Source organism: Rhodoferax sp. (genome assembly GCF_039922535.1).
Classification (GTDB): Bacteria; Pseudomonadota; Gammaproteobacteria; order Burkholderiales; family Burkholderiaceae_C; genus Rhodoferax_B.
In genome coordinates, this window is sequence record NZ_JBDTEM010000206.1 from 1 (window position 1) to 22,165 (window position 22,165).

General features: G+C 59.3%; 29 protein-coding genes. 24 read left to right on the forward strand and 5 right to left on the reverse strand.

The features are described 5' to 3' along the window. Together ABI213_RS09755 and ABI213_RS09760 are read right to left on the reverse strand one after the other, a co-directional pair. Positions 1-118 (reverse strand): type II toxin-antitoxin system prevent-host-death family antitoxin (locus ABI213_RS09755; RefSeq protein WP_348026901.1); only part of this gene is annotated, 118 nt, incomplete at its 3' end. Between the two features lie 244 nt (positions 119-362). Continuing rightward, on the reverse strand, positions 363-2,594 hold the full coding sequence (locus ABI213_RS09760; RefSeq protein ID WP_348026892.1) for a heavy metal translocating P-type ATPase: 2,232 nt from the start codon (positions 2,592-2,594) through the stop codon (positions 363-365). Between the two features lie 80 nt (positions 2,595-2,674). Here ABI213_RS09760 and cadR point away from each other — a divergent pair, with 80 nt between their 5' ends. Together cadR and ABI213_RS09770 are read left to right on the forward strand one after the other, a co-directional pair. Continuing rightward, entirely contained in the window at positions 2,675-3,106 is a 432-nt protein-coding gene (cadR, locus tag ABI213_RS09765; protein WP_348007212.1) for a Cd(II)/Pb(II)-responsive transcriptional regulator, read from the forward strand. A gap of 18 nt (positions 3,107-3,124) precedes the next feature. Beyond that, on the forward strand, positions 3,125-4,207 hold the full coding sequence (locus ABI213_RS09770) for a DMT family transporter (protein WP_348007213.1): 1,083 nt from the start codon (positions 3,125-3,127) through the stop codon (positions 4,205-4,207). A 100-nt stretch (positions 4,208-4,307) separates the two neighbouring features. Here ABI213_RS09770 and ABI213_RS09775 read toward each other — a convergent pair whose 3' ends face one another. From ABI213_RS09775 to ABI213_RS09785, 3 genes are all read right to left on the reverse strand, one after another. Further along, positions 4,308-4,571 carry a hypothetical protein gene (locus ABI213_RS09775; RefSeq protein ID WP_348007214.1) on the reverse strand — a complete coding sequence of 88 codons (264 nt, stop codon included), beginning with the start codon at positions 4,569-4,571 and terminating at the stop codon, positions 4,308-4,310. Positions 4,572-4,688: 117 nt separating this feature from the next. Continuing rightward, positions 4,689-6,182 (reverse strand): glycerol kinase GlpK, encoded by a 1,494-nt coding sequence (gene glpK, locus ABI213_RS09780; protein WP_348007215.1) that lies wholly within the window; start codon positions 6,180-6,182, stop codon positions 4,689-4,691. Next, complete coding sequence (locus ABI213_RS09785) at positions 6,179-6,961, reverse strand: DeoR/GlpR family DNA-binding transcription regulator (RefSeq protein ID WP_348007216.1); 783 nt, start codon at positions 6,959-6,961, stop codon at positions 6,179-6,181. Before ABI213_RS09785 ends, glpK begins: the two co-directional genes overlap by 4 nt. Before the next feature lie 148 nt (positions 6,962-7,109). Here ABI213_RS09785 and ABI213_RS09790 point away from each other — a divergent pair, with 148 nt between their 5' ends. The 22 genes from ABI213_RS09790 to rpsK all read left to right on the forward strand — a co-directional run. Beyond that, positions 7,110-8,195, forward strand: coding sequence for an ABC transporter ATP-binding protein (locus ABI213_RS09790; protein WP_348007217.1), 1,086 nt, complete (start codon positions 7,110-7,112; stop codon positions 8,193-8,195). After that, positions 8,195-9,265: an ABC transporter ATP-binding protein gene (locus ABI213_RS09795; RefSeq protein ID WP_348007218.1), complete on the forward strand. Its 1,071-nt coding sequence runs from the start codon at positions 8,195-8,197 to the stop codon at positions 9,263-9,265. The genes ABI213_RS09790 and ABI213_RS09795 overlap by 1 nt, the downstream gene beginning before the upstream one ends. Beyond that, positions 9,262-10,152: a sugar ABC transporter permease gene (locus ABI213_RS09800; RefSeq protein WP_348007219.1), complete on the forward strand. Its 891-nt coding sequence runs from the start codon at positions 9,262-9,264 to the stop codon at positions 10,150-10,152. The genes ABI213_RS09795 and ABI213_RS09800 overlap by 4 nt, the downstream gene beginning before the upstream one ends. A gap of 81 nt (positions 10,153-10,233) precedes the next feature. Next, the gene (locus ABI213_RS09805) at positions 10,234-11,046 is read left to right on the forward strand and encodes a carbohydrate ABC transporter permease (RefSeq protein ID WP_348007220.1); all 813 of its coding nucleotides are present in this window, start codon (positions 10,234-10,236) and stop codon (positions 11,044-11,046) included. 9 nt (positions 11,047-11,055) lie between these two features. Then, complete coding sequence (locus tag ABI213_RS09810) at positions 11,056-11,364, forward strand: DUF2160 domain-containing protein (protein WP_348007221.1); 309 nt, start codon at positions 11,056-11,058, stop codon at positions 11,362-11,364. A gap of 90 nt (positions 11,365-11,454) precedes the next feature. Continuing rightward, positions 11,455-13,185 carry an ABC transporter substrate-binding protein gene (locus ABI213_RS09815; RefSeq protein WP_348007222.1) on the forward strand — a complete coding sequence of 577 codons (1,731 nt, stop codon included), beginning with the start codon at positions 11,455-11,457 and terminating at the stop codon, positions 13,183-13,185. Between the two features lie 177 nt (positions 13,186-13,362). Next, a complete protein-coding gene (locus ABI213_RS09820; RefSeq protein WP_348007223.1) occupies positions 13,363-14,961 on the forward strand; it encodes a glycerol-3-phosphate dehydrogenase/oxidase in 1,599 nt (532 codons plus the stop codon). Beyond that, a complete protein-coding gene (locus ABI213_RS09825; protein ID WP_348007224.1) occupies positions 14,958-15,791 on the forward strand; it encodes an HAD-IIB family hydrolase in 834 nt (277 codons plus the stop codon). The genes ABI213_RS09820 and ABI213_RS09825 overlap by 4 nt, the downstream gene beginning before the upstream one ends. Before the next feature lie 188 nt (positions 15,792-15,979). After that, positions 15,980-16,348 carry a 50S ribosomal protein L14 gene (rplN, locus tag ABI213_RS09830; protein ID WP_068674584.1) on the forward strand — a complete coding sequence of 123 codons (369 nt, stop codon included), beginning with the start codon at positions 15,980-15,982 and terminating at the stop codon, positions 16,346-16,348. Between the two features lie 9 nt (positions 16,349-16,357). Further along, positions 16,358-16,678 (forward strand): 50S ribosomal protein L24, encoded by a 321-nt coding sequence (rplX, locus tag ABI213_RS09835; protein ID WP_295959393.1) that lies wholly within the window; start codon positions 16,358-16,360, stop codon positions 16,676-16,678. A gap of 2 nt (positions 16,679-16,680) precedes the next feature. Then, positions 16,681-17,220, forward strand: coding sequence for a 50S ribosomal protein L5 (gene rplE, locus ABI213_RS09840; protein ID WP_315192382.1), 540 nt, complete (start codon positions 16,681-16,683; stop codon positions 17,218-17,220). Positions 17,221-17,228: 8 nt separating this feature from the next. Next, on the forward strand, positions 17,229-17,534 hold the full coding sequence (gene rpsN, locus ABI213_RS09845; RefSeq protein WP_295959399.1) for a 30S ribosomal protein S14: 306 nt from the start codon (positions 17,229-17,231) through the stop codon (positions 17,532-17,534). A gap of 21 nt (positions 17,535-17,555) precedes the next feature. Next, positions 17,556-17,951: a 30S ribosomal protein S8 gene (gene rpsH, locus ABI213_RS09850; protein ID WP_295959402.1), complete on the forward strand. Its 396-nt coding sequence runs from the start codon at positions 17,556-17,558 to the stop codon at positions 17,949-17,951. Between the two features lie 16 nt (positions 17,952-17,967). Next, positions 17,968-18,501 (forward strand): 50S ribosomal protein L6, encoded by a 534-nt coding sequence (gene rplF, locus ABI213_RS09855; protein WP_348026896.1) that lies wholly within the window; start codon positions 17,968-17,970, stop codon positions 18,499-18,501. Positions 18,502-18,512: 11 nt separating this feature from the next. Then, positions 18,513-18,878 (forward strand): 50S ribosomal protein L18, encoded by a 366-nt coding sequence (gene rplR / locus ABI213_RS09860; protein WP_295959407.1) that lies wholly within the window; start codon positions 18,513-18,515, stop codon positions 18,876-18,878. Positions 18,879-18,895: 17 nt separating this feature from the next. Further along, the gene (gene rpsE / locus ABI213_RS09865; protein ID WP_092757617.1) at positions 18,896-19,420 is read left to right on the forward strand and encodes a 30S ribosomal protein S5; all 525 of its coding nucleotides are present in this window, start codon (positions 18,896-18,898) and stop codon (positions 19,418-19,420) included. A 14-nt stretch (positions 19,421-19,434) separates the two neighbouring features. After that, positions 19,435-19,617, forward strand: coding sequence for a 50S ribosomal protein L30 (rpmD, locus tag ABI213_RS09870; protein WP_092757618.1), 183 nt, complete (start codon positions 19,435-19,437; stop codon positions 19,615-19,617). Between the two features lie 9 nt (positions 19,618-19,626). Next, a complete protein-coding gene (gene rplO / locus ABI213_RS09875) occupies positions 19,627-20,058 on the forward strand; it encodes a 50S ribosomal protein L15 (RefSeq protein ID WP_315226759.1) in 432 nt (143 codons plus the stop codon). 23 nt (positions 20,059-20,081) lie between these two features. Then, positions 20,082-21,398, forward strand: coding sequence for a preprotein translocase subunit SecY (gene secY, locus ABI213_RS09880; protein WP_295959414.1), 1,317 nt, complete (start codon positions 20,082-20,084; stop codon positions 21,396-21,398). A gap of 86 nt (positions 21,399-21,484) precedes the next feature. Continuing rightward, positions 21,485-21,598, forward strand: a complete 114-nt coding sequence (gene rpmJ, locus ABI213_RS09885; RefSeq protein ID WP_028820150.1) for a 50S ribosomal protein L36 — start codon at positions 21,485-21,487, stop codon at positions 21,596-21,598. Between the two features lie 23 nt (positions 21,599-21,621). Further along, the gene (rpsM, locus tag ABI213_RS09890) at positions 21,622-21,987 is read left to right on the forward strand and encodes a 30S ribosomal protein S13 (protein WP_295959417.1); all 366 of its coding nucleotides are present in this window, start codon (positions 21,622-21,624) and stop codon (positions 21,985-21,987) included. 18 nt (positions 21,988-22,005) lie between these two features. Then, positions 22,006-22,165: 30S ribosomal protein S11 (rpsK, locus tag ABI213_RS09895; protein ID WP_348026903.1), on the forward strand; the 160-nt coding region annotated here is incomplete at its 3' end.

Sequence of the window (22,165 nt, forward strand, 5' to 3'; positions counted from 1 at the left end):
AGCTTTGGCCGTTTTTGGTGATAATTTTTTCGGTGCCGCTCTGCACTTGGTCGGCCAGATCGGACAGCGTGGCGCGGGCCTGGGATAAGGGGATTACGTCGTTGACTGAGAACGCCATGGCAGCCTCCGGGATTTAAAGGTGTACAGAATTCTGTGCATTATGGGCTGTGTGGGGTGGGCACGTCTTTGGGGCGTTAAACCGCCCAGCGGGGTCAGAGCACGCATGCGGTTGGCGTGCCGCGCTGACCTTGGCTTTTGGCGCGCATGGATGGTCTGACCCCACTGGGCTACGGTCCGTAGTCGCGTCATCCTGGGTTACATATAAAAAGTGTCACTAGCGCAAGTAGTATCTGCGCTAGCAGCTATTTAAACCGTAGCAAACGCAACCCATTTCCCACTACCAGCAAACTCGCCCCCACGTCGGCAAATACGGCCATCCACATGGTGCCTGAGCCCATCAGTGTCAGCACCAAAAACACGGCTTTGATGCCCAGCGCCAGAGCTATGTTTTGTACCAGCAGCGTGTGGGTGGCGCGCGACAGGCGGATGAAGCGGGGCAGCTTGCGCAGGTCGTCGTCCATCAGGGCCACGTCGGCAGTTTCAATGGCGGTGCCGCTGCCGGCGGCGCCCATGGCGAAGCCGATGTCGGCGCGGGCCAGGGCGGGGGCGTCGTTGATGCCGTCGCCGACCATGCCTACGGCGGCATCGGCGCTGATCTTGCCCTCCACGAACTTCAGCTTGTCTTCGGGCAGCAGGTCGCCGTGGGCTTCGGTGATGCCGACCTGGGTGGCAATCGCCTGGGCGGTGTGGGGGTTGTCGCCTGTGAGCATCACGGTCTGGATGCCCAGCGCCTGCAGCTCCTGGATGGCCTGGCGGCTGCTGTCTTTGACCGTATCGGCTACGGCGAACAGCGCTATGACCTGCTTTTCGTGGGCCAGCAGCACCACGGTTTTGCCCTGGCTTTCCAGCGCGGCCAAACGGACCTCCAGCGCGTCGGAGCACAGGCCTTGCTCGTGGATCAGGCGGTGGTTGCCCAGCAAGTAGCGCTGGCCGTCGATGTCGCCTTGCGTGCCGCGGCCCGGCAGGGCTTCAAAGTTGTCCACTTCGCGCAGGGCTACGCCGTCCCCCTGTGCGGCGTTGGCCACCGCGCGGGACACGGGGTGGTCGGAGCGGCTGGCCAGGCTGGCGGCGATGCTGCGGGCTGCGTCTTCTGCGCTGCCGTCGAGTACGGCAAAGTCGGTCTGCACGGGTTTGCCGTGGGTCAGGGTGCCGGTTTTGTCCAGCGCCAGCCAGCGCAGCTTGCGGCCCTGCTCCAGGAACACGCCGCCTTTCACTAGGATGCCTTGGCGCGCCGCTGCGGCCAGGCCGCTGACGATGGTGACCGGGGTGGAGATCACCAGCGCGCAGGGGCAGGCAATCACCAGCAGCACCAGGGCTTTGTAGACCCAGGCGTACCAGTCGCCACCCGCCAGCAGCGGCGGCAGCACGGCCACCAGCACGGCGAGGGCGAAGACCACCGGGGTATAGACCTTGGCAAACTGGTCCACGAAGCGCTGGGTGGGCGCGCGGGCACCTTGGGCGGCTTCCACGGCGTGGATGATGCGGGCCAGCGTGCTGTCGCCTGCCAGCGCCGTCACCTCGTATTCGAACGAACCGGCGGCGTTGACCGTGCCGGCAAAGACGCTGTCGCCCACGGTTTTTTCCACCGGCAGACTCTCGCCGGTGATGGCGGCCTGGTCGATGGTGGAGCGGCCGCTGGTGATGCGGCCGTCCAGCGCCAGGCGCTCGCCGGGCTGGATGCGCACGCGGGCCTGCAGCGTGACGGTTTTGGCCTCGACGGCCAGCCAGCTGCCATCGGCTTGCTGCACGGTGGCGCGCTCGGGGGCCAGTTGCAGCAGGCCCTGGATGGCGTTGCGGGCGCGGTCTAGCGACAGGGCCTCAATACGCTCGGCCAGGGTGAACAGCACCATCACCATGGCTGCCTCGGGCCACTGGCCCAGCAGCACTGCGCCGGTGACGGCAATGCTCATCAGCGCGTTGATGTTCAGGTTGCGGTTGCGCAGGGCCACCCAGCCTTTTTTGTAAGTGGTCAAGCCGCAGGTGGCGATGGCCATCAGCGCCAGCAGTGCAGGCACCCAGGTGGGCAGGGCGGCAAAGTGCGCCGCCTCGGACGCAAGGGCGGCCACCCCGGCCAAAATCAACGGCGACCAGGGTTTGGCGGGCTCGGGCGTAGGGGGCGCACTGCCCTTTGCCAGCTCGGGCGTGTAGCCCAGCGAGCGCACCGCGGCCAGAATGGGCTCGATGGCCTCAGGCGCATGGGTGACGGTGAGTACGCGCTGCATCAGGTTGAATTCCAGCCCCGCCACCCCGGCCATGCCGCCCAGCTTGCCGCGCAGCAGCGCTTCTTCGGTGGGGCAGTCCATCTGCAGGATGCGGATGGGGGTTTGCACGGCACTGCCGTCGGTTACCGGCGCAGAGAGGGGGGCCAGCACGGGCTCGGCATGGCTACCGCAACAGGCGGCCTCGCTATGGTCGTCACCGTGCTCATGGCCATGGGTGTGCGAATGTTCGTGGTGGTGGGTGTGGTCGGACATAGGGCTTTGTTGGATACGGATTGCGCCCATTAGGCAACCTGAAGCTACTATAGAGTCAACTGCTATTTTGGGAAAACCCTATGAAGATTGGCGAATTGGCGCAGGTGGCCCAGTGCACGGTGGAGACCGTGCGTTATTACGAGAAGGAAGGGCTGTTGTCTGCGCCCGCCCGCACGGCAGGCAACTTCCGGGTGTACGGCCCGGCGCACGTGGAGCGGCTGCGGCTAATCCGCAACTGCCGGGCGCTGGACATGAGCCATGCCGAAATCCACTCCCTGCTGGCCCTGGCCGATGGACCGGCAGACGATTGCAGCGCGGTCAACGCCGTGTTTGACCAGCACATCGCCCATGTGGACGAGCGGATTCGGGAGCTGGCGCAGCTGAAGCTGCAACTCGTGGCCCTGCGCGAGCGCTGTGGTTCTGAGCAGGCGGTGGATGCCTGCGGTATTTTGCAAGGGCTGGCGGCGATGGAGCTGGAAGCCAAGCCCGAGCGCCACACCCATTTAGGCTAACCATGGAGTTTTAAGGCCATGAACACGTTCTTGCACCGAGCCGCTGTGCCCGCCCTGGGCGCGGCCATTTTGTTTGGTGCCAGCACGCCGCTGGCCAAGCAAATCATGGGCGATGGCGCGGTGTCGCCGTTTGTGCTGGCGGGCTTGCTGTACCTGGGCAGCGGCCTGGGCCTGTCGCTGCTGCGGCTGGTGCGCGACCGGGGCTGGAAGCCCGCAGGCCTGCCGCGTGCCGAATGGCCGTGGATGGCCGGTGCCATTGGGTTTGGCGGGGTGCTGGGGCCCTTGCTGTTGATGCTGGGGCTGGCGCACACCACCGCGGCGAGTGCTTCACTGCTGCTGAACTTTGAAGCCGTGCTGACGGCGCTATTGGCATGGTGGGTGTTCCGCGAAAACGCCGACCGCCGCATCGTGCTGGGCATGCTGCTGATCGTGGCGGGTGGGGCGGTGCTGGCGTGGTCGGACCGCAGTGCGGCAGTGCTGGGATGGGGGCCGCTGGCGCTGCTGGGTGCCTGCCTGGCCTGGGCCATCGACAACAACCTAACCCGCAAGGTGTCCGCCTCGGACGCGGTGTGGGTGGCCGCTTGCAAAGGGCTGGTGGCGGGTGTTGTCAATACCGGGCTGGGCTGGGCGCTGGGTGCGGCATGGCCCAGCGGGGCGGTCGTGGCCTCGGCCTTGGGGATTGGTTTTGTGGGCTACGGGCTGAGTCTGGTGCTGTTTGTGCTGGCCCTGCGTGGCTTGGGGGCGGCACGCACCGGCGCGTACTTCTCGGTTGCGCCATTTGTGGGGGCGGCTATTGCGGTGCTGGTTTTTGGCGAACCCACGACCGGGGCGTTCTGGGCGGCTGCGGCCTTGATGGCGGCGGGCGTGTGGCTGCACTTGACCGAGCACCATGCGCATGCGCACACCCATGGGCCCTTGGCGCACGCCCACCGGCACCGGCACGACGCGCACCACCAGCATGCACACGACTTTGCGTGGGACGGCGTGGAGCCGCACACCCACCCGCACCCGCATGCACCGCTACAGCACAGCCACGCGCACTTTCCAGACATCCACCACCGCCATGGGCACGCAGGTGCCGGTGGTGCGGTGGATATATAGAAAAAGTGCCTCTCGTGCTTATCCCTCTAGCACGAGTAGCTACTAAAAAAGTAGCAAGGAAAAAAAGGAGGCAAGCCTCCTTTTTTGGGGGATGGGCCCCTTACTTGCGGTTAGCCATTTCGTGGCGGTCGGCAGCGGCGAACAGGTCGGCGGCAAAGCCACGGTCGCTGTCGGCGTAGGCTTCGGCCATCTTGCGGACTTGTTCGGCTTCTTCAAACACCGTCAGGGCGCGGGGCTCAGCGGTTTTGAACAGCGTGGCGGATACGGCGGCGACCAGGTTGGTGGCGGCGGTGAAGAGTTCTTGCAGGGCAGAACTGACGGGGGCATGGTTGGCGCGGGTCAGTTGCAGGGTATTGGTGGACATGGTGTTTACTCCTAGACATCGGGTTGACGTTGGAGTGAATTATAGGGTTAACCCTATGGTCGCGCAAACGTTTTCCTAGGGTAAACCCTCTACTGTCTTTTTTTGACGAACGTTGGGTTATTCCAATACGGTTTGCCGCACCGCATGCTCCCAGCGGGCCATTAATTCTGTAGCACGTTGCGTGCCCAGGGTGGGCAAGAAGCGCCGCTCGGCCCGCCACAGCGCAGCCAATTCATCGGTGTTGCGGTACACGCCCACCGCCAGCCCGGCCAGATAGGCCGCGCCCAGGGCGGTGGTTTCGGTGACGGCAGGGCGTATCACCGGGATACCCAGCAGATCGGCCTGGAACTGCATCAGCAGGTCGTTCACACAGGCGCCGCCGTCCACCCGCAGCTCGGCCACGGGCATGCCGCCGGCCTGCACCGCGTCGCGTCCCATGGCCAGCAGCAGGGCGGCGCTCTGGTAAGCGATGCTCTCTAGCGCGGCGCGGGCGATGTGGGCCAGGGTGGTGCCACGGCTCAGGCCGGTGATGCTGCCGCGCGCCTCGGGCTTCCAGTAGGGCGCGCCCAGGCCGGTAAAGGCAGGCACGAACATCACGCCGCCGGAGTCGGGCACGCTTTGGGCCAGGCTTTGCACCTCGCTGCTGCTGGGAATGGCTTTGAGCCCGTCGCGCAGCCACTGCACCACCGCACCGCCCACAAACACGCTGCCTTCGATGGCGTATTCGGGCTGCGCCGAAGGCTGGGCGGCACTGGTGGTGAGCAGGCCGTTGTGCGAGGTTTGGAAGGTGTTGCCGGTGTGCATCAGCATGAAGCAGCCGGTGCCGTAGGTGTTCTTGGCCATACCCGCCTTGAAGCAGGCCTGGCCGAACAGCGCGCTTTGCTGGTCGCCCGCCACACCGCCGATGGGAATGGCATGGCCCAGCAGGGCGGGGCTGACTTCGCCGTAGATGGCGCTGCTGGGCTTCACTGTGGGCATCAGGCTGGGTGGGATGTCCAGCATGGCCAGCAGCTCGGCATCCCACTGGTTGCTGTGCACGTTGAACAGCATGGTGCGCGATGCATTGCTGACATCGGTGGCGTGCACCTGGCCTTCGGTGAGCTGCCACATCAGCCAGCTGTCGATGGTGCCAAACGCCAGCTCCCCGCGCTCGGCCTGGGCGCGGGCGTTGGGCACGTGGTCTAGCAGCCATTTGAGCTTGGTGCCTGAAAAGTAGGCATCCACCAGCAGGCCGGTCTTGCGCTGTATCACGTCGGCCATGCCATCCGCGCGCAGTTGCACGCAGGTGGGTTCGGCACGCCGGTCTTGCCAGACGATGGCGTGGTGGATGGGCTGGCCGGTGGCGCGGTTCCACACGACCGTGGTTTCGCGCTGGTTGGTGATGCCCACCGCGCGGATGTCCTTGGCCTGCAGCTTGGCTTTGGCCAGGGCTTCGCGGGCGGTGCTGAGCTGGGTGCGCCAGATTTCCATCGGGTCGTGCTCAACCCAGCCGGGCTGCGGAAAGATTTGCGGCAGTTCGAGCTGGGATTGGCTGACGATGTGGCCGTCGGCGTGGAAGACGATGCTGCGGGAGCTGGAGGTGCCCTGGTCGAGGGCGAGTAGGTAGGTCATGGTTGGGTCGCAGGATGGGTTGCGATATGGCAGCGGACTTGGGCGTCGCGCAGCAGGGAAGTAAAGGGGTCGAGGGTCGGGGCATCGGTGAACAGCCGGTCAATCTGCGTCAGACTGGCCACTTCGACCATGGCCGGGCGGTTGAATTTGCTGCTGTCGGCGGCCAGCCAGACCTCGCGTGCATGGCGAATGATGGCCTGCGAGACCTTGACTTCGCGGTAGTCAAAGTCGCGCAACGTGCCGTCCATTTCTATGGCCGAAATGCCGATCAGCGCAATGTCTACCTTGAACTGGCGTATGAAATCGATAGCAGCCTCGCCGACCACGCCACGGTCGCGCCCGCGCACCACACCACCGGCAATGATCACCTCGCACTGCGGGTTGGTGCTGAGGATGGTGGCCACGTTCAGGTTGTTGGTGATGACGCGCAGGCCCTTGTGCTGCATCAAGGCCTTGGCAATGGCCTCGGTGGTGGTGCCGATGTTGAGGATCAGCGAGCAGTCGTTGGGCACCTCGGCCGCCACTGCGCGGGCGATGCGGGCCTTGCCTTCGGCGTGCAGGTTTTCGCGCTGTGGGTGGGCGATGTTCTCAATCGTCGAACTGGGTACGCGCACGCCGCCGTGGAAGCGGGTGAGCAGGCCGTCGTCGGCCATGCGCTGCACGTCGCGGCGCACGGTTTGCAGGGTCACGCCCAGTTTGTCTGCCAGTTGGTCCACGGTGAGGGAACCTTGGGCTTGCACGGCTTGCAGCAGCAGCAGTTGTCGGGGGTTGGGGTTCACAAATGTTCGTTTTAGGGTGATGTCGTGACGGTGACTTTAAAACGAAAGACAAGGAACCAACCAAGGGTTGTTACTGAGAAAAAAGAAACGTAAACGAACAATAATTATCAAATTCGAAGATTTACGTAAATTTCAGTAAAGGAACGTGATGCAGTTGAGCTTAGAAGGCATCAGCAAAAAGGTGGGGGCGCAGACGTGGCTGTACGAGATGGGTATCGCCCCCCAGCCTGGCGCGGTCACCGTGCTGCTAGGTGCCACCCAGGCGGGCAAGACCAGCCTGATGCGCATCATGGCCGGCCTGGATGTACCCACCCATGGCCGGGTCAAGGTAGACGGTGTGGATGTGACAGGCCAGCCGGTGCGTGAGCGCAATGTCGCCATGGTCTACCAACAATTCATCAATTACCCCTCGCTCAAGGTGCGCGACAACATCGCCTCGCCGCTCAAGCTGCGTGGTGAGAAGAACATGGACCTGCGTGTCCGTGAACTGGCCGAAAAGCTGCACATTGAAATGTTTCTAGACCGCTTTCCCGCAGAGTTGTCGGGCGGGCAACAGCAGCGCGTGGCTTTGGCCCGCGCCCTGGCCAAAGCCGCGCCGCTGATGCTGCTGGACGAGCCGCTGGTCAACCTGGATTACAAGCTGCGCGAAGAGTTGCGCGACGAGCTGAGTTCGCTGTTTGCTGCCGGTGAATCCACTGTGGTCTACGCCACCACCGAGCCGGGCGAAGCCCTGCTGCTGGGTGGCTACACCGCGGTGATGGATGCCGGTGAGCTGCTGCAGTACGGCCCTACCGCCGAGGTGTTCCACCAGCCGAAGTCGCTGCGCGTGGCCCGGGCTTTCAGCGATCCACCGATGAATCTGGTGGCTGGACACACCGCTGCAGGTGGCGTGCAGCTGCAGGCTGGGCCGCTGCTGGCGCTGGCTTTGCCGCCCACCGTGGCTGGGAGCCTGACGGTGGGCCTGCGGGCCAGTGCGCTGCGGGTGCAGGCCCGTCCTGGCGATGTGGCTTTGAACGGGCACGTCGAGCTGGCCGAGATTTCGGGCTCTGACACCTTTGTCCACGTCGCCACGCCCATCGGCGAGCTGGTCGCCCAGCTCACGGGTGTGCATTATTTTGAATTGGGCACGGCTTTGACTTTGTACTTCCACGCCACCCAGACTTACGTGTTTGACGGGCAGGGTGCATTGCTGCTGGCTCCCTTGCGGAATGTGAAAGTAGGGGGACGCATTTAATGGCCCGCATTGAACTCGATCTGGCGCACGCCTACCGCGCCAACCCCACGCAAGACAGTGACTACGCGCTGCTGCCGTTGAAGATGACCTTCAATGACGGCGGGGCCTATGCCCTGCTGGGCCCCTCGGGCTGCGGCAAAACCACCATGCTGAACATCATGTCTGGCCTGCTGGCGCCATCGCAAGGCACGGTGCTGTTTGACGGCAAGGACGTGACCCGCGCATCGCCGCAAGAGCGCAACATCGCCCAGGTGTTCCAGTTCCCGGTGATCTACGACACCATGACGGTGGCTGAGAACCTGGCCTTCCCGCTGCGCAACCGCAAAGTGCCGCAGGCGCAGATCGACAAGCGCGTGGGTGAGATTGCCGAGATGCTGGAGATGAGCGGCCAACTGAACCAGCGCGCAGCGAATCTGGCGGCGGATGCCAAGCAGAAGATTTCGCTGGGCCGCGGCTTGGTGCGGCCGGATGTGTCGGCCGTTTTGTTTGATGAGCCGCTGACCGTCATCGACCCGCACTTGAAATGGCAGTTGCGCCGCAAGCTCAAGCAGATCCACCGCGAACTCAAGCTGACGTTGATTTACGTGACGCACGACCAGGTGGAGGCGCTGACCTTTGCCGAGCAGGTGGTGGTGATGACGCGCGGCCGTGCCGTGCAAGTCGGCTCTGCCGATGCCTTGTTTGAGCGCCCCAGCCACACTTTTGTGGGCAACTTCATCGGCTCGCCGGGTATGAACTTTTTGCCCGCACAGGCTACAGGCGATGCGCTAAAGGTTGCCGGTGCGCAATGGCTGTTGCCCCGTGCCTTGCCCGCCGGTGCGCTCAAGCTGGGCGTGCGGCCCGAGTATGTTGCGTTGGCGCTTCCCGCCACCCCTGGCGCGCTGCTGTGCACCGTGTCCAAGATTCAGGACGTGGGCACCCATGTGATGCTGACCGCCACCGTGGAGGGCCAGACGCTTAAGGCCCGGCTCAGCCCGGAAGTCCAACTACCCGCCGTGGGCGAGGTGGTCTGGTTGCAGGTGCTGGGCGAGCACACCTGTTTTTACCAAAACGAGGAAATTGTGGCATGAGCACTACCACCAAACCGGTGAACCAGAAGGCCTGGTTCTTGATTCTGCCGGTGCTGATCTGCGTGGCGTTTTCTGCCATCGTTCCACTGATGACGGTGGTGAACTATTCGGTGCAAGACATCATTTCGCCCGAGCGCCGCGTGTTTGTGGGCACCGAGTGGTTTGTGGCGGTGATGCGCGATGAAGAGCTGCACTCCGCGCTGTTGCGCCAATTGACGTTCTCGCTGTCGGTGCTGGCGGTGGAGCTGCCGCTGGGCATTCTGCTGGCCTTGGCTATGCCGGCCGATGGTTGGAAGGCTTCGGTGGTGCTGGTGATCGTGTCGCTGTCGCTGTTGATTCCCTGGAATGTGGTGGGCACGATCTGGCAGATTTTTGGCCGCTCGGACATTGGGCTGCTGGGCGCGACGCTGCAGTGGCTGGGCATTGACTACAGCTACACCGGCAACGCCGCCCACGCCTGGTTGACGGTGCTGGTGATGGATGTGTGGCACTGGACGCCGTTGGTGGCCTTGTTGGGCTATGCGGGTTTGCGTTCCATTCCCGATGCGTATTACCAGGCGGCGCGTATTGACGGGGCCAGCAAGTTCGCCGTGTTTCGCTACATCCAGTTGCCGAAGATGCGCGGCGTGCTGATGATTGGCGTGCTGCTCCGCTTCATGGATAGCTTCATGATCTACACCGAGCCGTTTGTGTTGACCGGCGGTGGGCCGGGCAATGCGACCACCTTTTTGTCGCAGTATTTAACGCAGAAAGCTGTAGGCCAGTTTGACCTGGGTCCGGCTGCGGCTTTCTCGCTGATCTATTTCCTCATCATCCTGCTGCTGTGCTTCATCCTCTACAACTGGATGCAGCGCGTGGGCACCCAAGAAAAAGAAGGCGGCCAATGAGCGCAGTGCAGGGCCGTCCCAAACAAGCTCGCACCCCCTTGGGGGGCTGCGATTACACGAAGTGCATCGCATGGGGGTCAGATGTCTAAGCCTAAGTTCCAGAAGCGAACTCTGTTTTTGTTCGCCTACATCGTTTTCGCGTTGCTGCCCATCTATTGGATGGTCAACATGTCGTTCAAGACCAATCAGGAAATTGTGGCCAGCTTTTCGTTGTTTCCCCAGCATTTCACCTGGGACAACTACCACACTATCCTGACCGATCCATCGTGGTACTCGGGCTACATCAATAGCCTGATCTACGTCAGCATGAACATGGTGATCACCCTCACCGTGTCCCTACCTGCTGCGTATGCGTTTTCACGCTACAGCTTCCTGGGCGACAAGCATGTGTTTTTCTGGTTGTTGACCAACCGGATGACCCCGCCTGCGGTGTTTTTGCTGCCGTTTTTTCAGCTCTACACCACGGTGGGCCTGATGGACACGCACCTGGCCGTGGCGCTGGCGCATTTGCTGTTCAGCGTACCGCTGGCGGTGTGGATTCTGGAAGGCTTCATGAGCGGTATTCCGCGGGAGATCGACGAGACGGCCTACATCGACGGCTATACCTTTCCGCGCTTTTTTCTCACTATCTTCTTGCCACTGATCAAGGCCGGGGTGGGCGTGGCGGCTTTCTTCTGCTTCATGTTTAGCTGGGTGGAACTGCTGCTGGCGCGCACGCTGACCAGCGTAAATGCCAAGCCGATTGTGGCCACCATGACGCGCACTGTGTCGGCGTCTGGCATGGACTGGGCCACGCTGGCGGCAGCCGGTGTCTTGACCATTGTTCCAGGGGCCATCGTGATCTGGTTTGTACGCAACTACATCGCAAAAGGTTTTGCGATGGGCCGTGTCTAGGAGATAGGTATGTTTGAGTGGATGGCTTGGACCTTGCCGGTCGCAGTGTTCTTTATTTGTATCGCGTTGATGCTGGCGGGCATGACGGTGTGGGAGATCAAATCCCCCACGACGCTACGACGCGGTTTTTTGCCAATCGAAACCACGCGGGGAGACCGCCTGTTCATTGGCTTGCTGAGCGCAGCCTATGTGAATCTGGCGTTTGTCGGGCTGAGTGGCAAGTTTGCCGAGTGGTTCCAACTGGACGGTGATCCGTCGATCTGGATCAGCTTCGTGGTGTCCATGGCGGTCTTGGCGCTGGTGATGCGCAAAGGTTAAGCAAAGAGTTTCCAGGATTCGGCTTTTATTTCCCCCAGAGCCGAGCAAGCCTTTTGTCGAAATGGGGGTACACCAATGAGGAGACGAGACATGAAGATGCGTTATTCCATACTGGCTATTGCAGCGGCTTGCGCGCTGACTGGCCATGCGTTCGCCGACGAGGCGGCGGCCAAGAAGTGGATCGACAGCGAGTTCCAGCCTTCCACCTTGAGTAAGGACAAGCAAGCGGCTGAGATGAAGTGGTTCATTGAAGCCGCAAAGAAGCTGCAAGCCAAAGGCGTGAAGGAGATTTCGGTGGTGTCCGAGACCCTGACGACCCATGAATACGAGTCGAAAACCTTGGCCAAGGCGTTTGAAGAAATCACCGGTATCAAGGTCAAGCACGACGTGATCCAAGAGGGCGATGTGGTTGAAAAGCTGCAGACCTCCATGCAGTCGGGCAAGTCAATTTACGACGGCTGGATTTCGGATTCGGACCTGATCGGCACGCACTACCGCTACGGCAAGATTTTGTCTTTGACGGACTACATGGTCGGCGCGGGTAAAGAATTTACCGACCCTGATCTGGACCTGAAAGACTTCATCGGCACCAGCTTCACCACGGCGCCCGATAAGAAGATGTACCAACTGCCCGACCAGCAGTTTGCCAACCTGTACTGGTTCCGTGCCGACCTGTTCGCGCGCCAGGACCTGAAAGACAAGTTCAAAGCCAAATATGGCTACGACCTGGGTGTGCCGCTGAACTGGAGCGCCTACGAAGACATCGCCGCGTTCTTCAGTGAAGACGTAAAGACCATCGACGGCAAGCCTATTTATGGCCACATGGATTACGGCAAAAAAGACCCGTCCCTGGGCTGGCGTTTCACCGATGCCTGGCTGTCCATGGCTGGTGCGGCCGATATTGGCATTCCCAACGGTATGCCCATCGACGAATGGGGCATCAAGGTGGCCGATGACAAGTGCACGCCGGTCGGCGCATCGGTGTCCCGCGGCGGCGCTACCAATTCGCCTGCGGCTGTGTACGCCTTGACCAAGTACATCGACTGGATGAAGAAGTTCGCGCCCAAAGAAGCCATGGGCATGACTTTCGGTGAGTCTGGCCCCGTGCCTGCGCAAGGCCAGATTGCCCAGCAGATATTCTGGTACACCGCATTTACCGCGGACATGGTCAAGCCCGGCCTGCCCGTGGTGAACGCTGACGGCACCCCTAAATGGCGCATGGCCCCCGGCCCGAACGGCCCGTACTGGAAGCCCGGCATGCAAAACGGCTACCAGGATGTGGGTTCGTGGACCTTCTTCAAGGACCACGATGCCAACAAAGTGGCGGCTGCTTGGCTGTATGCGCAGTTTGTGACTAGCAAGACCGTGTCGTTGAAGAAGTCCATCACCGGTTTAACCTTCATCCGCGACAGCGACATCCGCGCCGACTACTTCACGCAAAACGCTAATAAGTATGGTGGTTTGATCGAGTTCTACCGCAGCCCAGCCCGCGTGGCCTGGACCCCAACCGGGACCAACGTGCCTGACTACCCCAAGCTGGCGCAGCTGTGGTGGAAAAACGTGGCCGAGGCCGTGACGGGTGAGAAGACGCCGCAAAAAGCCATGGACAACCTGGCCGACGAGATGGACAACGTGATGTCCCGCCTCGAACGTGCTGGCATGGCCCATTGCGCCCCCAAGCTGACCCCCAAGGGCGACCCGAACAAGTACCTGAGTGATGCCCATGCCCCATGGAAGAAGCTGGCGAACGAGAAGCCCAAGGGTGAAACGATTGCCTACGACACGCTGCTAAACGCTTGGAAGAATGGCAAAGTCCGTTAACGTGCAAGCACTTTCATGCCTTGGGATGCTCTGCACCCAGGGCATGAAGCCTAGTGTGTTAACACAGATGCCATAAGCTTTATGCGTCTCGCCGCGTGGACTCTGTGCACGCGGCTTTTTTTTGAGCCCGGCATGCTTCGCGCTTGGTGGGTTTGTTTGATTGGTGAAATTTAGGTTATGACACTCGCATCCCCACCCCTGGCTACTCTGCGTTCTGCGTTGATGGCGCAACTGACCGCCCCTGCCCGTTTTGATGTGGTGGTGATTGGTGGCGGCGCAACCGGCTTGGGCGTGGCGCTGGATGCAGCTGCGCGAGGATTCAGCGTGGCCCTGGTCGAGTCACACGACTTTGCCAAAGGGACCTCGTCGCGGGCGACCAAACTGGTGCACGGCGGCGTTCGTTATCTGGCCCAGGGCAACATCGCCCTGGTGCGCGAGGCGCTGCACGAGCGCACCACGCTGCTGCACAACGCGCCACATCTGGCCCAGCCACTGGCCTTTGTGATGCCCTCGTACAAGCTGCTGGATACGCCGTTTTACGGCATTGGTTTGAAGATGTACGACGCTTTGGCGGGCAAGGCCGGCCTGGGTCCCACAGAATTTTTGGGGCGCAATAAAACCTTGCAATACCTGCCCACGGTCCAGGCCCAGGGCCTCAAGGGCGGGGTGAAGTACTGGGATGGCCAGTTCGACGATGCGCGGCTGGCCCTGGTGCTGGCCCGTACCGCCGCCGCCCATGGTGCGGTGGTGGTCAATTACTGCGCCGCTACGGGCCTGTTGCACGAAGACGGAAAAGTTGCTGGTGTGCACTGCGAAGACCGAGAAACCGGTGCCAAGATCACCCTGCACTCAGGCTGCGTGGTGAATGCCACGGGCGTCTGGGTGGATGCGTTTCGCCAGCAAGATGGCGAAGCCACGGGCCGGGCCGCTAAACCCATGGTGGCTCCTAGCCAAGGCGTGCACATCGTGGTGGACCGCGAATTTTTACCCGGTGACCACGCCATGTTGGTGCCCAAAACGGCCGATGGCCGTGTGCTGTTTGCCGTGCCGTGGCTGGGCAAGGTCATTCTGGGCACCACCGACACGCCGCGCCACGATTTGGACCGCGAGCCGCGTCCGTTCAAGGAAGAGGTGGAGTTCATCCTGAGTGAATCCGCCCGCTATCTCAGCCGTGCCCCTACCCGGGTCGACGTGAAAAGCGTCTGGGTCGGCTTGCGTCCGTTGGTCAAGCCGCAGGACGACGATGGCGGCAACACCAAGGGCATCAGCCGCGAGCACACAGTGCTGGTCAGCAAAAGTGGCCTCGTCACAGTCACCGGCGGCAAATGGACTACCTACCGCGCTATGGCCGAGGACGTGCTGGACAAATGTTTCGACGCGCATTTGCTGCAGCCGCGCAAGCCTGGCACCACGTCTACTTTGCGTTTGGTGGGGGCTGGGGTGGCTATGGACGCACAGCGTCCCAAGATCAGCGATGCACCCGGCTTGCACGCCTACGGTACCGAGCAGCCCGTCGTGCAGGCCTTGCCTGGCGGCGACCGCTGGTTGGGTGGCGGCCTCACCGAGGGGATGGTGCGTTTTGCGGCGCGCTTTGAATATGCCCGCACCGTGGAGGATGTGCTGGGTCGGCGCAGTCGCTTGCTTTTCTTGGATGCACGGTTGGCGGCCACCTTGGCCCCGGCGGTAGCGGAAATCCTGCAGGAAGAAACCGGTACCAATCCCCAAGCCGATGCATTTGTTGCTTTGGCACAACTTTATCTGACCCTGCCTGCGTGAAGCCCCTGGCGCAATGGCCGCTGGAGGCGCGGCGCGGGCTGGTGGGCGTGCTGACCGACATTGACGACACCCTGACGACCGACGGTGCCATCACCGCCGACGCGCTGCAGGCCTTGGCGGACCTGAAGGCGGCAGGTTTGGTGGTCATAGCCATTACTGGCCGTCCAGTCGGCTGGAGCGAGCCGTTTGCATGCACCTGGCCGGTAGATGCAATCGTGGCAGAAAATGGCGCTGTGGCGTTGCAAAATTTAAGCCAAATCGACCTCCAGCGCATACCCTACCTGCGCGGGCAGCTATCAAAACTGTATATCCAGGATGTCTCCACACGCCGAGCCAACTTTGCGCGCATGCAGCAAGTTGCGCAGCGTGTGCTGGCAGAAGTGCCTGGGGCTAAGCTATCGGAAGACTCTGCGGGGCGTGAAACCGATATCGCTTTCGACCACAGCGAATTTACCCAGCTGTCCCCCGACAAGATCGCCCAGGTGGCGGCTATTTTGCAATCTGAGGGCATGCACGCCACGGTCAGCTCCATCCATATCAACGGCTGGTTTGGTGGACACGACAAATGGGTTGGTGCGTGCTGGATCGTCAAGTCTTTGTTGGGGCGAGACTTGGCCGCAGAGCGTGACCTGTGGGCCTATGTGGGTGACTCCACCAACGACCAGCGCATGTTTGAAGCCTTGCCCAACAGCATCGGTGTTGCTAACGTGCTACGGTTTGAGTCGCAATTGGCGTGCAAACCCCGCTATATCACCCTGAAAGAGCGGGGCGCGGGCTTTGCCGAGGCAGTTTTTGCAGTTTTGGCCGCACGTGATGGATGCAATGGGTAGTTTTTCTTGGCAGGGTGTTGACGTGTCTTTAAATACTCTGCATAATCGTGGGCTTCGCTCCTAAAAAGCGATGCTTCTGCCCAAAGGAAGCGCTATGAGTGGTTTGTAGCGTGGACGACGGGCCCAAGACTGATCAAGCGAGCCGGTGATAAGCCGATTCAACTGATGCAAGTTGGGAAAACATAGACATGATCCAAACTGAATCCCGGTTAGATGTTGCCGACAATACTGGCGCGAAATCCGTTCTCTGCATCAAGGTGCTGGGCGGGTCCAAGCGTCGCTATGCAAGCGTTGGCGATGTCATCAAAGTGAGCATTAAAGAAGCCGCTCCACGTGGTCGCGTCAAAAAAGGCGAGATCTACAGTGCAGTGGTGGTGCGCACGGCCAAAGGCATCCGTCGTGCAGACGGTTCGCTGGTCAAATTCGACGGCAACGCAGCAGTGTTGCTCAACGCAAAGCTGGAGCCCATCGGCACCCGCATCTTCGGACCCGTGACGCGCGAATTGCGTACCGAAAAGTTCATGAAGATCGTGTCCCTGGCTCCTGAAGTTCTGTAAGGACGCAACATGAACAAAATTCGCAAAGGCGACCAAGTCGTTGTGCTCACCGGGCGCGACAAGGGCAAGCGCGGCACCGTGGCGCTGCGCAAAGATGACTCGTACCTGTTGGTCGATGGCATCAATATGGTCAAGAAGCACGCTAAACCTAATCCCATGAAGGGCGAGGCAGGCGGCATCATTGAAAAGAATATGCCCATTCACCAGTCCAACGTAGCCATTTTCAATGCGGCTACTGGCAAGGCTGATCGTGTTGGAATCAAGTTGCTGGCAGATGGCAAGCGCACCCGCGTTTACAAGTCTAGCGGCGAAGAAATCAAGGTTGCATGAGCATGGCACGTCTACAACAACTCTATCGCGACAAAGTCGCTCCCGAGCTGATGGCCAAGTTTGGCTACACCTCGCCGATGCAGGTTCCCCGCTTCACCAAAATCACTTTGAATATGGGTGTGAGCGAAGCGGTATCTGACAAGAAGGTCATGGACAACGCCGTTGCCGACTTGACCAAGATTGCAGGCCAACGTCCTGTGGTGACCAAGGCCAAGAAGGCTATCGCGGGTTTCAAAATCCGTGAAGGCCAGGCAATCGGTTGCATGGTGACCTTGCGCGGCGTGCAGATGTTTGAGTTCCTGGACCGTTTTGTCACCGTGGCTCTGCCCCGTGTACGTGACTTCCGTGGTATCTCTGGTCGTGCTTTCGATGGCCGTGGTAACTACAACATCGGCGTGAAAGAGCAGATCATTTTCCCTGAAATCGAGTACGACAAGGTCGATGCCTTGCGCGGTCTCAATATCAGCATCACGACAACGGCCAAGAATGACGAGGAGTGCAAGGCACTGCTCGCCGGCTTCCGTTTTCCGTTCAAGAACTGAGGTGACGTGTGGCTAAACAAGCTCTGATTCAGCGTGAACTCAAGCGTGACCAATTGGTTGCCAAGTACGCAGCAAAACACGCAGAGTTGAAAGCAATTTCGACCGATGCCAAGAAGACCGACGACGAGCGTGCTGCGGCCCGCTTGGCTTTGCAAAAGCTTCCACGCAATGCAAACCCGACGCGTCAACGTAACCGTTGCGCCATCACGGGTCGTCCTCGTGGAACATTCCGTCAGTTTGGCTTGGCTCGCGCAAAAATTCGCGAACTGGCTTTTGCTGGCGATATCCCCGGTATGGTCAAGGCCAGCTGGTAAGTAAGGCAGGAGAACCTAAACATGAGTATGAGTGATCCCATCGCCGACTTGCTGACTCGCATCCGCAACGCGCAAATGGTGGCCAAAACGACTGTATCGATTCCTTCATCCAAAGTGAAGGTCGCGATTGCCCAAGTCTTGAAAGATGAAGGCTACATTGATGGCTTCCAGGTGAAAACCGAAGCTGGCAAAAGCGAACTCGAAATTACCTTGAAATATTACGCCGGTCGCCCTGTGATCGAACGTATTGAGCGCGTTAGCCGTCCTGGCCTGCGTGTTTACAAAGGCCACGGCGCCATTCCACAAGTCATGAATGGCTTGGGTGTGGCAATTGTTACCACTCCGCAAGGCGTGATGACGGACCGCAAAGCCCGCGCAACCGGTATCGGTGGCGAAGTCTTGTGCTACGTCGCTTAAGCAGGAGAAATAGCAAATGTCTCGCGTAGGAAAAATGCCTGTTGCTATCCCCGCTGGTGTGGATGTGGCAATCAAGGACGACCAAATCAATGTCAAGGGCAACGGCGGTTCGCTGTCGTTGACCCAAAATGCGCTGGTTACCGTGACCAATGACGCTGGCAAACTCACGTTTGTCCCCGCCAATGAGTCTCGTGAAGCCAATGCTATGTCGGGCACCATGCGTCAGTTGGTGAACAACATGGTTGTCGGTGTGACCAAGGGTTTCGAGAAGAAGCTGAACCTGGTTGGTGTGGGCTACAAAGCCGCCGCCCAAGGTGCCAAGCTGAACTTGGCCGTGGGTTACTCCCACCCCGTCAATATCGATATGCCCGCTGGCATCACCGTTGCGACCCCCACCCCGACAGAAATTCTGATCAAGGGTGCGGACCGTCAACGTGTGGGCCAAGTAGCTGCTGAGATTCGTGCGATCCGTCCTCCCGAGCCTTACAAGGGCAAGGGCATCCGCTATTCGGATGAGAAGATCACGATCAAAGAAACCAAGAAGAAATAAGGAGCCGCAACATGTTGACCAAAAAAGAACAGCGTCTCCGCCGTGCGCGTCAAACCCGCATCCGCATTGCAACCCAAGGCGTTGCACGCCTGACGGTGAACCGTACCAACTTGCACATCTACGCCAGCGTTATTTCTGGCGACGGTGCCAAGATCCTGGCCAGCGCATCCACCGCCGAAGCGGCTGTGCGCAAAGAGCTGGGCGGCGCTGGCAAGGGTGGCAACACCACCGCAGCACAAGCCATTGGCAAGCTGATTGCTGAAAAAGCAAAGGCAGCTGGTGTTGAAAAAGTAGCGTTTGATCGCTCAGGTTTTGCGTACCACGGACGCGTCAAGGCGCTTGCCGATGCTGCCCGCGAAGCTGGCTTGCAGTTCTAAGCAGATCGGAATAAATCATGGCTAAAGTTCAAGGGAAAATGCAGGGTAAGGCTGAAGGGCCTGAAGACGGCCTGCGTGAAAAGATGATCGCGGTCAACCGCGTTACCAAGGTGGTCAAGGGTGGCCGTATTCTTGGTTTCGCAGCATTGACCGTGGTGGGTGATGGCGAAGGTCGCGTTGGCATGGGCAAGGGCAAGTCAAAAGAAGTGCCTGCTGCTGTGCAAAAAGCGATGGAAGAAGCCCGTCGCAACATGGTGAAAGTCACCCTGAAAAACGGTTCCGTTTTCCACAAAGTGACTGGCCAACATGGCGCAGCCAACGTGATGATGGCACCGGCCCCCAAGGGTACCGGCATCATTGCAGGCGGCCCTATGCGCGCAGTGTTTGAAGTGATGGGTATCACCGATATCGTGGCCAAGAGCCATGGTTCGTCAAACCCATACAACATGGTGCGTGCCACCTTGGATGCATTGCGTAATTCGACCACTCCTTCGGACATTGCTGCCAAGCGCGGCAAAAACGTCGAAGAAATCTTCGTCTGAGCAAGGTTATCTAAATGACAACGCAACAAACACTCAAAGTGACGCTGGTTCGCAGCCCGATTGGTACCAAGGAATCGCACCGTGCAACCGTTCGTGGCTTGGGTCTGCGCAAGATTCGCAGCGTAAGCGAACTGCAAGACACGCCCGAAGTCCGCGGCATGATCAACAAGATCAGTTATCTGGTCAAAATCATCTAAGGATTGACGATGGAACTCAATGGCATTAAGCCCGCAGCGGGTGCAAAGCACGCCAAGCGCCGCGTTGGTCGCGGCATCGGCTCTGGACTGGGCAAGACCTCTGGTCGTGGCCACAAGGGTCAAAAGTCCCGTGCAGGTGGTTATCACAAGGTCGGCTTTGAAGGCGGTCAAATGCCTATGCAACGCCGCTTGCCTAAGCGTGGTTTCAAATCGCATTTGCTGAAGTACAACGCTGAAGTCACTCTGGAAGCGCTGGAAAAGTTGGGCCTGTCTGAAGTAGACGGTTTGGCGCTGAAGCAAGCAGGCTTGGTGGCTGAGATGGCTAAAGTCATCAAGGTGATCAAGACTGGGGAACTGACCAAGGCTATCAAGTTCACAGGTATTGGTGCTACGGCGGCAGCCAAGGTGGCTATTGAAGCCGCCGGTGGCAGTCTGGCTTAAGTTTTTGTTGAAGGAAACGTTCGGTGGCAACTAGCGCTCAAATCGCAAAGACGGGTAAGTTCGGCGACCTGCGTCGTCGCTTGGTGTTTTTGCTGCTCGCGCTGGTTGTCTATCGTGTCGGTGCGCATATTCCTGTGCCCGGCATCGATGCAACGCAACTGCAGCAGCTTTTCAAAGGCCAACAAGGCGGTATATTGAGTTTGTTCAATATGTTTTCTGGTGGCGCTTTGTCCCGGTTTACGGTATTTGCCCTGGGCATCATGCCTTACATCTCGGCCTCTATCATCATGCAATTGATGGGTTATGTGGTCCCGATGTTTGAGCAGATGAAGAAGGAAGGTGAGTCTGGTCGTCGCAAGATTACCCAGTACACCCGCTATGGCACTTTGGGCCTTGCGTTGTTTCAGTCTTTGGTAATTGCTACAGGTTTGGAGAGCTCCCCAGGTTTGGTGTTGTCTCCAGGTTTTGGTTTCCGTATGACGGCTGTCGTAAGTTTGACCGCTGGAACGATGTTTTTGATGTGGTTGGGTGAGCAAATTACAGAGCGCGGTTTGGGGAATGGAATCTCCATCTTGATCTTCGCTGGTATTGCGGCTGGATTGCCGGGTTCTATCGGTGGTTTGCTGGAGTTGGTGCGTACTGGTGCTATGAGCATCATTGCATCAATCTTTATCGTTGCAGTGGTTGCCTTGGTTACTTACTTTGTTGTGTTCGTTGAGCGCGGTCAAAGAAAAATCTTGGTGAATTACGCACGGCGGCAGGTGGGTAACAAGGTATACGGCGGACAGTCTTCGCATCTGCCTTTGAAACTCAACATGGCTGGTGTGATTCCTCCGATCTTTGCTTCATCGATTATTTTGTTGCCTGCAACGGTCGTGAATTGGTTCAGTGCTTCTGAATCGTTGCGCTGGTTGAAGGATGTCGCAGGTATGTTGAGCCCAGGACAGCCAGTCTATGTGTTGTTCTACGCCAGTGCCATTGTGTTCTTCTGCTTTTTCTACACGGCTCTGGTATTCAATAGCCGCGAAACAGCAGACAACCTGAAGAAGAGTGGTGCGTTTATTCCTGGTATTCGTCCGGGTGAACAGACCGCTCGCTATATCGACAAGATATTGTTGAGGTTGACTTTGGCAGGTGCGGTGTACATCACGTTTGTGTGTTTGGTCCCGGAAATATTGGTCTTGAAATACAACGTGCCATTTAATTTTGGTGGAACGTCACTGCTCATTATTGTGGTGGTGACCATGGATTTCATGGCCCAGGTTCAAAACTACATGATGTCTCAACAGTATGAGTCATTGCTGAAAAAGGCTAACTTCAAGTCTTCTGCCAATGCGTAATTGGTAAGCTAAAAGTTGGTCATGGGTTCTGGTGTTTTGTTCCAGAGAATTCAATCGCACGGTATTCAGAGTTTTAGGAGAATTAAATGAGAGTTTCAGCTTCGGTTAAGAAAATTTGCCGCAACTGCAAAGTCATCCGACGCAAGGGCGTGGTTCGTGTGATCTGTACAGATCCGCGCCACAAACAGCGTCAAGGTTGATAGAAAAGTTTTAGAGGACGCACATGGCACGTATCGCTGGTATTAACATTCCGCCGCAAAAGCATTCCGAAATCGGCTTAACCGCTATTTTTGGCATCGGTCGCACGCGCGCTCGCAAGATTTGCGAAGCTTGCGACATTGCATATTCCAAGAAGGTCAAAGACTTGACCGATGCAGATCTGGAAAAGATCCGCGACCAAATCGCTCTCTTTACCATTGAAGGCGATTTGCGTAGAGAAACCACGATGAACATCAAGCGATTGATGGACATCGGCTGCTACCGTGGTTTCCGCCACCGTCGTGGTTTGCCGATGCGTGGCCAGCGTACGCGTACCAACGCACGCACCCGCAAGGGACCGCGCAAGGCTGCGGCTTCATTGAAGAAATAAAGGGATTGAGAAATCACTATGGCTAAAGCTCAACAAAGCAACGCATCGCAGCGCGTACGTAAGAAAGTTCGCAAGAACGTGTCTGACGGTGTCGCACACGTGCACGCATCATTTAACAATACAATCATCACGATCACTGATCGTCAAGGCAATGCGTTGTCTTGGGCTTCTTCCGGTG